The sequence below is a fragment of the Marinobacter sp. DS40M6 genome, assembly GCF_028581595.1.
GTDB lineage: Bacteria > Pseudomonadota > Gammaproteobacteria > Pseudomonadales > Oleiphilaceae > Marinobacter > Marinobacter salarius.
Genome location: NZ_JAFCAE010000003.1, coordinates 519617 through 534627, shown reverse-complemented (window position 1 = coordinate 534627; position 15011 = coordinate 519617). Strand labels below are relative to the sequence as shown.

The 15011-nt window shown below is 57.9% G+C and carries 15 protein-coding genes; 6 read left to right on the top strand and 9 right to left on the bottom strand.

The window, feature by feature from the left end:
* Positions 1-25 precede the first annotated feature (25 nt).
* The 3 genes from JJO78_RS10115 to JJO78_RS10105 all read right to left on the bottom strand — a co-directional run bounded on the left by JJO78_RS10115 (position 26) and on the right by JJO78_RS10105 (position 2533).
* Positions 26-403, bottom strand: coding sequence for a GFA family protein (locus tag JJO78_RS10115; RefSeq protein WP_273623579.1), 378 nt, complete (start codon positions 401-403; stop codon positions 26-28).
* Positions 404-466: 63 nt separating this feature from the next.
* Complete coding sequence (locus JJO78_RS10110; protein ID WP_273623578.1) at positions 467-964, bottom strand: AAA family ATPase; 498 nt, start codon at positions 962-964, stop codon at positions 467-469.
* A 198-nt stretch (positions 965-1162) separates the two neighbouring features.
* Positions 1163-2533, bottom strand: a complete 1371-nt coding sequence (locus JJO78_RS10105; RefSeq protein ID WP_273623577.1) for a sodium:solute symporter family transporter — start codon at positions 2531-2533, stop codon at positions 1163-1165.
* Between the two features lie 134 nt (positions 2534-2667).
* Between JJO78_RS10105 and JJO78_RS10100 the strand changes: the two genes are divergently transcribed.
* A complete protein-coding gene (locus JJO78_RS10100) occupies positions 2668-2988 on the top strand; it encodes a TraR/DksA family transcriptional regulator (RefSeq protein ID WP_041334219.1) in 321 nt (106 codons plus the stop codon).
* Positions 2989-2995: 7 nt separating this feature from the next.
* Here JJO78_RS10100 and malT read toward each other — a convergent pair whose 3' ends face one another.
* Positions 2996-5761, bottom strand: a complete 2766-nt coding sequence (gene malT, locus JJO78_RS10095; RefSeq protein WP_085680179.1) for an HTH-type transcriptional regulator MalT — start codon at positions 5759-5761, stop codon at positions 2996-2998.
* A gap of 252 nt (positions 5762-6013) precedes the next feature.
* Here malT and JJO78_RS10090 point away from each other — a divergent pair, with 252 nt between their 5' ends.
* From JJO78_RS10090 to JJO78_RS10075, 4 genes are all read left to right on the top strand, one after another.
* On the top strand, positions 6014-6814 hold the full coding sequence (locus JJO78_RS10090; RefSeq protein WP_273623575.1) for a C39 family peptidase: 801 nt from the start codon (positions 6014-6016) through the stop codon (positions 6812-6814).
* 59 nt (positions 6815-6873) lie between these two features.
* Complete coding sequence (locus JJO78_RS10085; RefSeq protein WP_273623573.1) at positions 6874-7884, top strand: transporter; 1011 nt, start codon at positions 6874-6876, stop codon at positions 7882-7884.
* Positions 7885-7921: 37 nt separating this feature from the next.
* Complete coding sequence (locus tag JJO78_RS10080) at positions 7922-9547, top strand: OmpP1/FadL family transporter (RefSeq protein WP_273623571.1); 1626 nt, start codon at positions 7922-7924, stop codon at positions 9545-9547.
* 95 nt (positions 9548-9642) lie between these two features.
* Entirely contained in the window at positions 9643-10635 is a 993-nt protein-coding gene (locus JJO78_RS10075) for a MalM family protein (protein ID WP_273623569.1), read from the top strand.
* Positions 10636-10638: 3 nt separating this feature from the next.
* On the opposite strand, the gene JJO78_RS10070 is transcribed toward JJO78_RS10075, so the two are convergent.
* Genes JJO78_RS10070 through JJO78_RS10060 form a run of 3 tightly spaced genes read right to left on the bottom strand, consistent with a single transcriptional unit; the run spans position 10639 to position 13042 of the window.
* Entirely contained in the window at positions 10639-11661 is a 1023-nt protein-coding gene (locus tag JJO78_RS10070; RefSeq protein WP_273623657.1) for a polysaccharide deacetylase family protein, read from the bottom strand.
* Between the two features lie 46 nt (positions 11662-11707).
* Entirely contained in the window at positions 11708-12370 is a 663-nt protein-coding gene (locus tag JJO78_RS10065; RefSeq protein ID WP_273623568.1) for a DNA-J related domain-containing protein, read from the bottom strand.
* A gap of 27 nt (positions 12371-12397) precedes the next feature.
* Entirely contained in the window at positions 12398-13042 is a 645-nt protein-coding gene (locus tag JJO78_RS10060) for a TetR/AcrR family transcriptional regulator (protein WP_273623567.1), read from the bottom strand.
* A gap of 74 nt (positions 13043-13116) precedes the next feature.
* On the opposite strand from JJO78_RS10060, the gene ttcA reads away from it, so the two are divergent.
* Complete coding sequence (ttcA, locus tag JJO78_RS10055) at positions 13117-14028, top strand: tRNA 2-thiocytidine(32) synthetase TtcA (RefSeq protein WP_075196242.1); 912 nt, start codon at positions 13117-13119, stop codon at positions 14026-14028.
* A 29-nt stretch (positions 14029-14057) separates the two neighbouring features.
* Here ttcA and JJO78_RS10050 read toward each other — a convergent pair whose 3' ends face one another.
* A complete protein-coding gene (locus JJO78_RS10050; protein ID WP_273623566.1) occupies positions 14058-14756 on the bottom strand; it encodes a sulfite exporter TauE/SafE family protein in 699 nt (232 codons plus the stop codon).
* Positions 14756-14983 (bottom strand): cbb3-type cytochrome oxidase assembly protein CcoS, encoded by a 228-nt coding sequence (ccoS, locus tag JJO78_RS10045; RefSeq protein WP_041334231.1) that lies wholly within the window; start codon positions 14981-14983, stop codon positions 14756-14758. The genes JJO78_RS10050 and ccoS overlap by 1 nt, the downstream gene beginning before the upstream one ends.
* Between the last annotated feature and the right edge of the window lie 28 nt (positions 14984-15011).

Sequence of the window (15011 nt, the reverse complement as noted above, 5' to 3'; positions counted from 1 at the left end):
GCCGGGACTAATCTGCAACCAGCGATTAGCGGCGATCAGACGAGTGGTTGATGCCATCCGTGGTAGGAATATCGCCCAGCTCGAATGGATTTACCCCCTCTATACACGCCACGTTCACCCCAAACTGATTCGGGTTTGAGCGCCGTCTATGGTGTGTATAGATCCCGCAGGTAGCGCAGAAGTAGTGTTCAGCCGTTTTGGTATTGAACTGATAGAGCGTCAAATTCTCTGCTCCCTGCAGGATCCTGAAAGCATCTAACGGAACCGAGGTCACGACAGCGCCACGACGTGCGCACATTGAGCAATTGCAACGGCTCAAGTCCTCAAAGCCACCGGGAAGATCAACTTCGAATTGGACACTGCCGCAATGGCAGGCGCCGCGATTTAAACCTTTTACATCCATGCCGGGAGACCTCCTTTAGGGGGAATCCATCCCCTCACGAATAGACTCACCCCGTACCTGCGATTATTGTGCATGTGCCGTAATTATGATTGTGTTGAATCCTTCATCAGGTGTGGGGGCAACAAAGTACTTTGTAACGAGCTCAAACATCTCTTCCGTATCAGTTGCCGCTCTCTGTGGCTGCTCTATTCGCCTTTTTGCGATTTGCCCCAAGCAAATCTCATTTGGCTGATCGATGTAAATCAGCTCGTGAGGGGCCTGGATCTCAGAGAAAATGCTTTTAAACCACTCTCGTTGCGAAATTGTATTTGCAGGAAAGTCCATTACTACGTTAGTTCCCGTCGCCAAGATCGATTGAGTCAGCTTCTTCATTTGAGGCTTGAGCCGACCAGCATATTTTACGTAATCTTCCAGTGTCTTGATGCTATCCGGATAGACTGACGCAAGCCACTCGTCTTCAGAAAGCAGCACGGCGTTTCGCTCATGGGCAACTTCAAGAGACTTTGTCGTTTTACCTGCCCCCATTTTTCCACAGAAAAATGTCAATACTCCTTTGTTCATTTCTTGCCTCGTATTGTATAACGCTTATTTTCAGCGGCAGTCTTGTCAGAACGAAGCGGCGACAAGACTCTCCGTTGGAGGCACGCCTGGGCCGGAACAAACTGAAACTACTTTCACAGGCTCGCCTTAAATGTCACCTTCCCTCCCTGCATAACGCCCCCATTGCCTTGGTGTGTTAGACATTTCCTACCGGAATACTCAGTGCCTGTTCCGCCCCCAAACCAGCGTTATCACCACGCTAACCACAGCGGAGGCGGACAGGGCACCCAGGAAGGGGGCCAGGGTAGGGATGCCACCGGGGAAGCTGGCGGCCAGGAGGCCCGCCGTCAGACTGCCACCAGTCACCCAGCCAGGAATGATCGCCCCCGCCAGGCCGGCCAGGCCGCCAAATACGGCTGCGGTAGTGGTCATTCGCTTCCATAGCCCCATCAATACCGGTATCACCGCCGTCGCGCAGAGCAGGTCGGCGATCAGGAACAATCTCAGTACCGAGACGCCCTGGAGTGCGACTATCACCACGGGAATCATCAGGAGGACGGTCACCCATCGTGCCGATATGATGGAGAGCCCTTGTTTTTCAGTTACTGCCAGGGAGGCCAGGGCGTTCTGGAGTGTGTCCACGGATGAGGCGACTAGTGTGAGGGCCAGTACCAGGGCGGGAATGGTCAGCCATGCGGGGGCGCCGGATAGTAGTGCAAAGAACGGAATGGGTGGAGATCCGAGATCTGCACCGCTCATGGCGGCGGCAATGCCCAGGCCGCCGACTACGGCAACCACGATAATAGTCACCAGGCCGCCCAACAGGGCGCCGCTGCGCAGCGCCGAAGTATCGCGGGCGGACCACAGGCGCTGCCAGTAGCCCTGGTGAAACAGATTAGCGGCGGTTACGGCGATCACCAGTGTCAGGGCAACGCCCAGGGCACTGCCTACTGGCGCGGAGGGGGCGTCAGCCATTTGCAGTTCCGGTAGCCGGTCCATTGCCACGAATCCGACAATGGCCAGTAGCCCGATCAGCAGGAACGCCTGCCACTGGTCCGTGACGATGCTGGCTCGCAGGCCACCCCAGGTGGTGTATATAAGTGTGGCAACGGCCACGCCAAGCACCGCAAGGTTCCCATTCACGCCCGACAGCAATGAGGTGATGGCGCCGATGGCGGTGAGTTCGGCGGTGAGGAAGCACAGCATGTAGAGCACGGAGATCAGCGACACGTAGCGGCGAACCGATGAGCCATAACAGGCCTGGGCAAACTCGCCAATGCTGCGGCCCTGTGGCAGGTAGCGCCGGATGGCCGGGCCACAGAAGGCAAACACGATAAAGGGCAGGGCGGCGCCAAGGGCGTAACCGGCCAATGCCACCGGCCCCACCAGGGCGCCAACTTCCGGGGGCGCGAAGAGTATCCAGCCTCCCATACCCGACGCCAGGAAGGATAGCCCGAGTGCCCGGGCGCCCTGACTGTTGCGGGCCGTCACGAAATCATCCAGGCCGCCATCGGCCAGGCGAGCCCGCAGCCCGAGCCAGGTGAACAGAACGAGTGCAGCCGCCAGGGCAGCTACCGTGGTGTAGAGCATGGTGTGTTTCTCCGTTAATCATAAAGCCGGGAATAGTGACATATTCCACGCGGTGCTGCGATTGACTGTCTGTCTTATGCTTTACTGTATTAAGTCACCATTCGGAATTGAACCGACGGGGGAGGCCCCACCCAATGAGTAATCGCAAATCGGAACTGGAAACCCTGCGTGCCGACCTTAAGGCACGCCTGTCAAAGTATGAAGCCCACCAGCATCGCCAGGGTGGCGCGCTGGAGAAAGACTTCGAAGAGCAGGCCGTACAGACCCAGAACGACGAAGTGGTCGATTCACTGGAGACGGAAACCCGCAACGAGCTGGCCCAGATCGAACACGCCCTTGAACGCCTTGCTGAAGGGCTCGGGGACGAATGTGAGGGGTGCGGCGAAGACATTGATCCACGGCGCCTGCAGGTTCTGCCCTACACCACAGTCTGCGTGAAGTGCGCCGAAGACTGAACCCCTATCACTCCCCCTGAATCTTGCTGAGCAGGTCTTTGGCCAGTTCAATGGCCTCTGACCGGTGGCTGATGTTCTGCTTCTGGTAGAGGCTGCGAATGTGCGTCTTCACCGTCGTGGAGGCGACTTTCAGGTGTTCGGCGATCTGGTCATTCGACAGGCCGGCGTGGATCAGACTGAGTATCTGCCATTCCCGGCGGGTAAGGGGAGATGTGCGGATCAGTTCGGGTACATCAGGCCGGTCGATAATATCCTGAATGATGGCTTCGTCCAGTGAAATCCGGATGGCGCGGCTGAAATCCCGTTGTTGCTGAGCCAGCTGGATCAGGCGTTCGGCGCGCTGCAGTTCCATTCCGTCAATCGCTTCGTCATTGATCAGCGCTTTCAGGATCACGATCAGCACCTTGCCCATACGCAGGAAGCTGCCGACGGCCCCGGTGGTGCTGGCCAGTTGGAGCGCGGCGACCATGTGCTTCAGGGCGTTCTCACGGTCTTCAGTGTCCCAGTAAAGCAGCGCCAGCGCGATATGGTTGCGGTTGAGGTCGGTTTTAAGACCCACCTGTTCCGCGACGGCTTGCAGTCCTGTCAGCAGAGGCTGCGCTTTGCTGTACAGGCCCAGGCTCATGTACGCCCGAGCCCGGTTGCGACCGTTGCATTGATTGAAGTGGTTGGTCGCTGTGGTGGGGTCGACGGGCGGTGCGATGGTCAGCCAGCGTTGTATGGCTTCCCGGTCCCGAACCGCATCCCAGTAGGCGAGCATGGTGGCGTGGGCATTGGCGACCCAGTCCAGATGATAGTCGCCGGAGGCGAGCATTTTCTGCATCTTGGCGATGTAGTCCGCGCACAGGCTTTGCCGGCCCCTGGCATGGGCCACCTTGGCCAGCGATGTATAGCTTTGCACGTACCAGCGCTCGCCCTGGGCTTCCAGGATTTCGATGCCCTGGAGCGCACACCGCTCAGCATTTTCCAGATGGTGCCATTCCCACATGATCTGACTGCGGATGCGGAACAGGAATTCCAGTATTGGCAGGTGGTTGAGGTGGTTTTCCTCGGCGTACTGGAAACCCCGTTCCTGGATGTTGTAGGCCTTCTGCAACAAGCCCATCGCAACGCTGATTTCAGACTGCTGACACAGTGCCCAGAGCACGTTCTGGTGGGCCTGGTGCGCCCGGGCGAGGTGTTCGGTTTCCTGCATACGGGCGAGGGCTTCTTCCAGTTCGCCCTGGACAAACAGAGCTTCCCCAATGACAGAGGCCGCCGCCACCCGGGAGGTGGGCAAGTAGCGGGCTTCCTGGTCGATGGCCTCGCGGGCGAGGGCCAGGGCTCGTTCTCCATCCCCATAATTCATGGCGACCTGGGCACGAATGGCACTGAACTCACCATGCACGGCGCGCTGGGTGTCTTCCGTCATGGATGCTTCCAGACGGGTTTCCGCAGCCGACAACCAGTTTTCAACTTCGTCAAACTTGTACTGGCCCTGGGCCACCCAGGCCCTGAGCAGTGTCAGCGTCGGATCCTGGGCAATCACATCCTGGGGCAGGGCGTCGAGGCAACGCTGCAGCAGGATAAACTGGCCCTCGGTGAAAAACTTGCGGCCGTGAATGGTCAGTACGCGGGTGATACGGTCCGCGTCGTCGGCGGCGATGGCGTGGCGGGCGGCCTCTTCGGCGTGGTCCAGTTCCAGCCAGGCGTCACTGGCCCGTTGGTGCAGCTGTTGGCGGTTTTCTTCGGTGGTGCAGCTCAACAGGTGCTGGAGATAGACGGAAAACAGCGGATGGTAGCGGAACCACAGGGCGGAATTGTCCACGGGCGTGATAAACAGCCCCATGGACAGAAGGCCACTGAGCAGGGCCTGGCCATTGCTGTCGTCCATCACCCGCATGACCATCCGCGCGTTGAAGCGGTCCAGTATGCTGGTGCGTAGCAGGAATGTTCGCTGCTGTTCCGTCAGCCCCTGCCCAACCAGTTCGTCAAAGTAGTCAAAGATGTGCTGGTTGCCGTACTCCAGCTGATCCACAAAATCGTTGAATTCGATGCTGGTCAGTGCGGATGCGGACAGAAGCTGGAGTGCCGACACCCAGCCTTCAACCCGCCTGACAGCTCGCTCGATGCTTTCCCGCGAAATCTCGAACGGCAATCGGCTGTCAAAGTAGCTCTGTGCTTCGTCTGCACCAAAGGCCAGATCCCGTGAGGTGATCTCGGTCATCCGTCCCTGCATCCTCAGTTGCGCGACGCCAATGGGGGGCACCGTCCGGGTGATCAGGACGAGCGTCAGACAGGCAGGTTGATGCCGCAGCAGGAAGCGCAGCGCGTTGTGGATGACCTCGTTGTCAATCAGGTGATAGTCGTCCAGCACCAGATACAGCGGGTCCCCGTCCAGCCCGTCCAAAGGAAGCTCGGCCAGGAGGTCGGTGAGAAAACTCTCCAGATCGTCGTACCCTTTCTCCTGCAATTTCCGCAGCGTGGCCTTGCAGCTGCCGGGAGCTGCAACCTCAAGTGACTTGGCCAGGTAGCCTGCAAATCGGGCCGGGTCGTTGTCGCCGACCTCCAGGCGATACCAGGCGCTGGTGGCCTCCAGTGCCTCAAGACGGTCCGCCACCGTGGTGGTTTTGCCATAGCCCGCGGGCGCATGCACCAGCAGCAGGCTTACCGGTTCCAGGCCGTGGAGAAGATCGTTGAATTTTTCCCGGTGTAAAAGGGCGGGTGGTGGTTGTGGACTCTGGTTTTTGGCAGCGATGAACGTCAGTTGTCCCGGATTCAGTGTTGTTGTCATCAGGATCTTCAGTAATTGGTGTCAGACAGTGGCAAAGAATGTGATACCGGCTTTGTGGCTCTGCGTCAACTTCCCGTTGTCGCTATTTGAGGGGCATGAACCAGTTCTCAAAACCGGCAGGGAGGGCCCCTTCTGCAGCGGCAGATTTGAGGCACAGTTATCTTTAAGGCGTTAGCGATTTCGGTATCTTACCGTAACAAGATGTAACTCGGAAAACGTGATGTCTAATAATAACAGGGACTTCGTCTGACCATGCTGCTGGTACTCGCCGGATCCATCCTCACTTTCACTATGGCCCAGGAGGCGGTCGTCGTGGAGCCTTATGAACAGGGCACCATTGTGATTGAGCAGGATTTCGACACCAGCCCCATTGAGTTGAGAACCGACGCCCGGGTGGAACCTCTGGTGGAGCAGAAGTTCCGGAATATCGTGCGTCAGGCTTACGACTATAGCTGCGGTAGCGCCGCCTTGACCACGGTTCTGAATTTCTACCTCGGTAGAAACCTTGGTGAGCGGCAAGTCATGGAGGGGCTGCTTCACTATGGCGAAAGTGAACGGATTGTGCAGCGCCGCGCCTTTTCCATGCTCGACATGAAACGTCTCGTTACTGCCCTTGGTTATCCCTCTGGCGGGTTCCGCGCCACGATTGATGACCTGATTGACCTCGATCACCCGGCCATCGTTCCCATCCAGCACGCCGGTTTCAAGCACTTCGTGGTGCTGCGCACCATCCGCGACGGCCGGGTGTATCTCGCCGATCCGGCAGTGGGCAATATCTCCTTCACGCTCGCCCAGTTTGAAGAGAGCTGGGACGACAACGTGCTCTTCATTGTGTTCCCCGGCAGTGACAAGCCGCTGGATTACCTGGAGTTGAAAGAGGAGGACCTCCGGTTTGTGGACGACCAGACATTGACGTTGCTGGCGTTGCAGAAGTTACCCGAATTCCATGAATCCACGGAACGCCGGATCAGAAACATGCTGGAACGCCGGAAGAATAATCCGGACGGCAGCGTTGAGAATACCCGGAAGCAGCTGTTCTACCGGCGCCATTAACGTGCCGGGCGCAAAGCCGGCACACAGGAAACAATACAATTAGAAATAAGGGAGTCAGGATGAATCGTTGGTTAGTGCGAGGTTTTATCCTTTTTTCCGTGACTGGCCTTTTACCAATCATGGCATTGTCGCAGGAAGGAAACGTAGACGAGGCGAGGGAGGCACTTGCCAGGCAGGAGGGTGACGAGGATTCATCCAAACAGTTGGAAGAGGTGTTCCAGGCAGCCGAGACCAGCTACTCGTTGCAGAAGAAGGGTACCCATTCCCTGAACTACTCGTTCGATTACTCCTACACCGGTGACCAGCGTCTCGACCTGGCGATCACCGACGGTTCAGTTCGCAACCTCGATGTGGTGCCGTCCGCGACCCACAACTTCACCAATGCGTTTTCCTACGATTATGGCCTGCTGGATAACCTGACTGTCGGTGCGCGGATACCCCTGGTGGTTAAGTACGATACCCAGGATGAACTGAACATCTACGATTTTGGCGATATCTCCGCGACCGCTCGCTGGCAGCCTTTTGCCTACGTGCCGGGCAAGATGTCCACGACGGTCTTCGGCACTTTCACAACCAAGACGGGTGTCAGTCCCTATGAGATTGATATAGACGAGCAACTGTCCACCGGCAGCGGCTACTATTCGGTTGCCGGCGGCGTAAGTTTCTCAAAGGTGTTGGACCCGGTGGTTGTGTTCGGGTCTACCAGCGCCACCTACAACCTTCCTGAGAGGGACCTCCAACAAGTCCGGGGCGCCAGGGTGTTACAGGAACTGGAACCCGGCTTCGGGCTTTCCGGCTCCGCCGGTTTCGCCTATTCGCTGTCCTACGACATTTCCCTCAGCATCTCCGCCCAGTTGAGTTACAGCGACCAGACCATCCTGTCCTTTAGTGATGGCACTCAGGCCGTTGCTCAGGACCAGATGAGTGGCTTCCTCAGTATGTCGCTGGGTACCCGCGTGAGTGATACCACCATCGTGAACACCAGCCTTGGTATTGGCCTTACCGAAGACGCACCTGATTTCTCGCTGGGCGTGTCCCTGCCCATCAGATTTTCAGGTCTCAAAGAGTGAGTTCAGCCTCTGACGTTTTACGGGAAGGGAAGATTTCATGGGAATAACCAGCCACAAGAGACAGATTGCCGCTGCCATTATGGCAGCCTCGGTGACCTGTGGTGTCGAGGCGCAGCTGGCACAGAACCTGACCATTCATCCCAAGGCATTGGCCCTGGGTAACGCCGTGACGGCCGATCCGCCCGGTATTATGGCGATCCATTACAACCCGGCGGGGCTGACCAAGCTGGATGGGCGTCAGCTTGAAGTTAACCTGATGAGCGTTTACCTGGACATTGACGCCGATTTCCATGCCCCGGATGGCTACGAGATTTTCGGCATTGATGGCCTGGGAACAGATCCTCTCACTGGCAAACAGCGGGACCCGGTCGCAAACAAACACAGCCATACCAACAATGTTGCCCTGTATCTCCCGGGGTTTGGCATATTGCGGGCGCCGCCTGGCCCCGCCGTCGCCCCGTCTGCCGGTATCAGCATCAACCCGCCCGGGTCGAAACTGACCTTTGGCAACGCCTTCTACCTGCCCCTGGCCGCCGGCTTCTATCGCGACAAGGACGACCCGGGGCGCTATATGCCACAGGCAACGGCCTTGCAGCGGACAACTTATCTGTCGCCAACCGTTGGTTACAAGATCAACGACGAGTGGTCCGTGGGTGCCGGAATCCATCTGTCGCATATGGGGGTTGCCGCAGATCAGTACATGCGCGCCCCCAACATGCTATTGGGCGTTGCGGAGGTTCTTCAGGATGCCTTCAACTGCGAAAGTGGGGATGAGCCTCTGCAGCCATGGCTGGCCCTTTGCGGGGGTAATGTCGGGCCCTGGGACGACATTGGTGCCTTGAGTATCAACGTGCAGGAAACCCTGTCACCCACCTACGCGCTGGGTGTGATGTGGGAACCCAATGAGTGGTTCGCCTGGGGGGCGAGTTATACCTCCGAAGCCGACATGAATATGAAGGGTACTTTCGAGATAGAGTACACCGACGACTGGTCCGGCTTCTGGCAGAGCGTCAACGGCTCGGTGCTGGGTGCCATCACCTCGGCTATCCTGAGCTTGCCGTCCGGTGCCCCAAGGGAAGCGGGCAACGTCTCCATGGACCTGACCTATCCCCAGCATTTCCAGACCGGCATCAGCTTGGATGTCCATCCCAAGCTGACGGTCAATGTGGACGTTGGCTGGACGGACTACAAGCAGTGGGACGCGTTTGTGTTTCGCTTCGATCGTAACCTGGAGTTCCTGAACGCCGCGCGGATTCTGTCACCGCAGAACGCCACTCCCAACACACTGAGGTTGCCTCTCGGTTTTACCGATCAGTGGAACTGGGGTTTTGGGCTGGAGTTCCATGCGTCGTCCCGTCTGGACCTTCGCGCGGGTATGGAAATCCGGGATTCGGTAATTCCCGATGACCAGCGCCAGATTATGGCGCCGTTCGGCGGTGCAAACCTCTACAGTATTGGTATGGGGTATCGGTGGGATAAGGATACTGAGATCGACATGAACCTGAGCTATCTGCAATCCATAGAAACGGTTCCTGCCAACGGCAGTTGTAACCTAAACTGTGACAATATTACCAATATCATCTACAACCCCTATGCGGGGCTGGATGTGAAAACCTCGCTACGGGTTGTCACGGCAGGTCTCAGTTTCCGTACCAAATTCTGACGCAAACGCGTTAACGAACAGGGTGTTTTGCCCCGATGTCCAAATGCCATTTTATGGTTATCGCTTGTCTGGCTGTCGTTATAAGTGGCTGCCAGTTGTCTGGCCCCGACGCCTCTGGCAGCCGCGAGGGTTATTTTACCTGGGTGGACGAGCAGGGGCGGGTAAGACAGTCGCCAATACCGCAGAGCACCGGTGAGAGAGATAAGGGCGAGGGCAAGGAGGCAAACGCTGAGGATGCTCCCCGAACTGGCTCTGCGGACTCGTCGGCTTCCGGGGATGATTCTTCCAGCGGGTACCACGAAGAATTCAATCTCGAAAATTATCCCGATGCCAATCAGCTCGAAAAAGACGGCTATGTTCGTCCGGGCGAACCCAAGCCTTATTTCACCTGGCGTGATGCCCAGGGCAATATTCGTGTCAGCTATTACCAGCCGGATACCCGGACCGCTGTCGAGAAGGGGCGCATCAAGCCGCCGATTCAACTGACGGAGGCCAGTATCCATCAACCGGGAGAAACGGTCGGGCTGCCGGGCCTGCCGGAAGATGCTGACCCCGAAGCCATGGCTGTCCTGGGAATCGATCCCGGAGAGGATCGTTTTTTCCAGCAGTGGGCAGGGCAATGCTGTCAGGCGCTGGAACGGTCGGAGCCTGAGCAATGGCAGGAAGGTCGTGAATTCGGGGTGTCCATGGGTGACGAGGCCCCCCGCCATTCATTCAGCACGGGTGAAAGCCATTACCGTCTGGTCAGGCTGCCGCCGGCGGAGCAAATTACCGATTTCATCCTCCACCTCAGGTCGTTCAACCACGAAGGAATGTTTGTGGCCTCGGTGGCGTTTCTTGATGCCTCGTTCGCCCCGGTTCGAATCGTGACTGACCTGGTTGCCAGCTATGTTCCTGAATCCTGGTACCAGTACGGCTACCTTCACGCTTACATTCCGGTGTTCCCGAGCCGGGGTGAGCGTTGGATGGTGATCTTCACGCGCGAGGCGGATCTGGCGGGGCAGACGGTTATCGAGGACAAGTACGGGCCCAAGGCCATCCCGCACACCCGTACCGGTGAACTCAGTCTCTCCCGGGCTGGCGAGTGACGTTCAGTCTTCAGGCTGGCTCAGGTCAAGCCATTGCTGTGACAGCCAATAATAGCTGCCATCGGGGGCCGGATGGGTGCAGTTGTAGCGAAAACGACGGCTGTTAAAGCTTCTAGGAGCCTTGAGAATGACTTTATCTCCACTCGATACCTGGAAGTCTACGCGCCCCTGGCCGGAGGCAAAACAACTCAACCGGTCGACGCTGATGGTGTTCGGTACGGTAAAAGCGAGGGTGGGCGGGTTCTCAGAGATAACGCCGTCCGGCAGCTTGTTGGCATCGACTGGCAGCGCCTTGCTACGTAGTTTGTCTTCAAGGCTGTTGAGTTGTCCGTAGGCGTTCGCCACCGGGAATCGAGGCAGACGTGTGGCGGCGGAAGTCTCCCCGATGGCGCCGGATTGCTGTCCAAAGCCGAGCCAGCCACGTGCCGCAATCTTGCGTAATAACGCGTCGTCAAACTCGCCGTAGGGATAGGCAAACATCGGAATGTTGGTCCCCAGTTTTTCGGAGAGTGTTTCCTGGGCCTCATCCAGGCTGCGATTGACACGTGCCTCCCAATCGTTATCGGATTCACCTGGGCGTTTTGCGAGGTGGCCGTGGTCTTTGCTGTGGTTGGCGATGGTCACGCCGTCGCGGTCTCTGACTTCCTGCAACTGATCCCAGGTCATATAGCCATGGCTGCCCACGGCCTCGGTATTGACGAATATGGTGTACTCATACCCCCGCTCTTGCAGGGCTGGCGCTGCCTGTGAGTAGACGGATTCGTAGGCATCATCAAAGGTGATGGCAACCTGGGACCTGTCGTTCAGCTCACCCGCCAGTGCTGCGCGGGTTCCTGATTCAAGCGGAACGACCTCCAGCCCCAGATCCTCAATCATATCCAGTTGTCCCTGGAACAGGGACACTGACGTACTGGTGGAGGACGGCGTCGAGTCACTGACATGGTGGTACTGAAGCACTACCAGATCGGCATTGGCAGTCAGCGCGAACGCCGTGATGGGCAGGAGAAGGAGAGATCGGGTCATCATTCTTGGTGCCATTGGTGTGTCCTTGAAATCGGGAATTCCGGTGCAATCAGGTCTGAAAGTGAGCCTTGAGCACGGCGAAGGCCTGGTTTAGGTCCTGGATGGTTTCGGTTTCGCCACCCCGGTCCGGATGCGCATGCATAACAGCCCGCCGGAAGCGTTGTTTGACGTCGTCAAAGCCAGGGGGAATGGCATCAAAACCGAGGACGGCTGCGGCTTCACTCGCTTCTGTGGCGGCGGGTCGGTTGCCGCTGCGCCCGGCCCAGAAATCGTCCATCATCCGGTTTATGGCGTCTTCCGGCAGCTCGTACTTGGACAGGTCCAGGTAAAAATTCCGCAGTTCGTCCATGCGGTCGGGCACACCTGCGCCTGCCACCACAGAACTTTTGCGAAGTTGAATCACCAGTGGCGAAATGGTCAGGGTTTCTCCGCCGGTGGCGAGCTGATCCCGTAGCCGGTACAGCACATGGAACAGCAGGAAATGAACCGGATAGAGCTTGTCCGGTTCGCCAAAGTTGACCTCGCCAATCAGCTCCCAGGGCGGCTCTTGCAGGGTTTTGATAAGGCCCAGCTCGTTGATTCCGGCTGGGTGCCGACGAAGAATATGCTCGGTGGCAACCAGCAGGTGCTGAATCTGAAAATTCAGCGTCTCATTGGGCGCGTCACCATCCAGCGCCTTGGCGCCCTGTGTTGCGGTATCGGGTTGATTCATGCCCCAATGGTAGGCGACAGGGCGCCGTTACGGAAGAGGCATGTCCCGCTCCAACCCCTTCAGGAACAGGTTGGTCGCGAACCGGGTGGCATTCCTGGCCTCGGCCTCGGCCTCGGCGGGCCGATTGTGGGCACGGTAGGCCAGGCGCAAGCTGAGTTCGTAGCCTACCCCGAAGAAAGCGGCGCACAGGTACTCTTCGTCCATCTCCGGCAACAGGCCACGCTCAACGGCGTTCCTGACATCGTCCTCCAGGGAGAGCATGGCAAGCCCGAGAATGTCCGAGCCGAACAGTTCACGGATGGCACGATCGTTACGATGCGCCAGCTCGTAAACCAGTGGGTCGCTGGCGGTGGCCCGGAACAGCGAAAGGTATGCAAAGTAGATGAAGTCTTCAGCGGAATTGGCGGACTTTCGGCACTCGGTAAGGTTGTGATTGAGGCCGCTTAGAAAGTCTGTCAGCAGGGCTGCAAAAATGTCCTGTTTGCTGGAAAAGTAATTGTAGAAGGTGCCTGCCGCCAGGCCGGTACGGCGTACGATATCGCGGATGGTGGTGTTGTCGTACCCCCGTTCCCGGAAGCACTCCCGCGCCGCGTCAAGAATGGCACTGCGGTTGCGAATACGGTTGAATTCCCGTTTACCGGTGGCTTCCGGTTTTGTGTCTAACATATCCATGTCTGTATCCTGTCCCTGGAACTTTTGCACGCGTATAATCCGACGCTCACTGACCTTATGAACGACGTTTTCCTATGCCCGAAGCAATAACTGCCAACTCCGAAACCGCCCAGGCTCCTGAAGCGGAGCGCAAGCAGAAACTGGAACTGAACAAGCTGCAGAAGCGCCTGCGCCGGGAAATGGGGCAGGCGATTGCTGATTTCTCGATGATCGAGGCTGGTGACAAAGTCATGTGCTGCCTGTCTGGCGGCAAGGACTCCTACGCCATGCTCGATATCCTGCTGAATCTCCAGAAAAGCGCGCCGGTGCGCTTTGAGCTGATTGCTGTGAACCTGGATCAGAAGCAGCCCGGCTTCCCGGAAGAAGTGCTGCCTGAGTACCTTTCGGCTCTCGATATTGAGTATCACATCATCGAGAAGGACACCTACAGTATTGTTAAGGAAAAAGTACCGGAAGGGAAGACCACCTGCGGACTTTGTTCCCGCCTACGTCGCGGAATTCTCTATAATTTTGCGGAAGAACACGGCGTTACCAAGATTGCTTTGGGGCACCATCGGGATGACCTGCTGGAAACACTGTTCCTGAACATGTTCTATGGCGGCAAGCTGAAATCCATGCCGCCGGTTCTGCACAGCGACGACGGCCGGAACACGGTGATTCGCCCGTTGGCATACAGCCGGGAGAAAGACATTGCGCGCTATGCCAGCTTGCGCGAGTTCCCGATCATTCCCTGCAACCTCTGCGGTTCCCAGGAAAACCTGCAGCGTCAGGTGATCAAGGACATGTTCCAGACCTGGGACAAGCAGCACCCGGGGCGCCTGGAAACCATGTTTCGGGCCATGTGTAACGTTGAGCCGTCACACCTCGCCGATACCTCCCTGTACAACTTCCGTGAGGGTCACCGCCATTCCGAGCCGGGCCAAAGTGCCGGGACGGTCGAGCCCCAAACACCCGATTTCGGACGGTTGGACGTGCTTAATATCTGATCAGTTCGAGCCGGTAGTCCAGCCCTTGTCTATCCGTGACCGGTATGCAAAAAGGCAGTGACAGGAAGGGTCCAGATACCGAAACCAATCAGCAGCAGTCCGGCGATCTGCCGAAAGCGTTGGTGTTCCCGCAGTTTTCGGATCCAGGTGGCGGCGTAACCGGTGGCCAGCATGGATGGCAGGGTACCGAGGCCGAAGAACAACATGGTGGTGGCCGCGCTGCCCACCGAGGGTTGCAGGGCAGCCCAGCCCAGGGTGCTGTAGACCAGCCCGCAGGGCAACCAGCCCCAGAGTGCGCCAAGGATGAGCGCCTGGTGGAAATAATGCACCGGGAGCACTCGGGCGGTGAGCGGTGACAGACGTTTCCAGACCGGGGCACCGATGCGTTCCACGTAGCGGATGCCTTGCCACCACTGCCCCATGGACAGTCCCATCAGGATCAGCAGTATCCCTGCCATTGTTCGAAGTATCGGGCCAAGTTGCGTCCAATAGGCCGAGGCGCTGGTGCTCAGCAGCGCGATCAGGGCCGCAATCGCTGCATAGCTGCCAATCCGCCCGCCATTGAAGGCGAGCAGCATGGCGGTCTGGCGAACACGGAAGCCCCGGCCAACAGGCAGTGCCATGGACAGTGACGCGCTGATCCCTCCGCACATACTCAGGCAATGGGTGCTGCCGAGCAGGCCAATCAGGAAGGCGCTGGAATAACTCAGGTAAAGTTCTTCGCCCATCAGGATTTGTGGCTGTCGCCCGGCTCCTCGGCAGAGTTGGAGTTGGCATCCTGCTTGGGTTGTTTGGCGTCGTCCGGGATCATGTCTTTGTCATCGTCATAAAGGATGCGATGGGCAGGTCCATCAAGGTCATCGTATTGGCCGTTCTTGACGGCCCAGGAGAACAGCAGGATGCCTAGTGCCACCAGGATCAGCATGACCGGAACCAGGATCATTACGATTTGCACAGGGCTACCTCAAACGTGTTGGGTGATT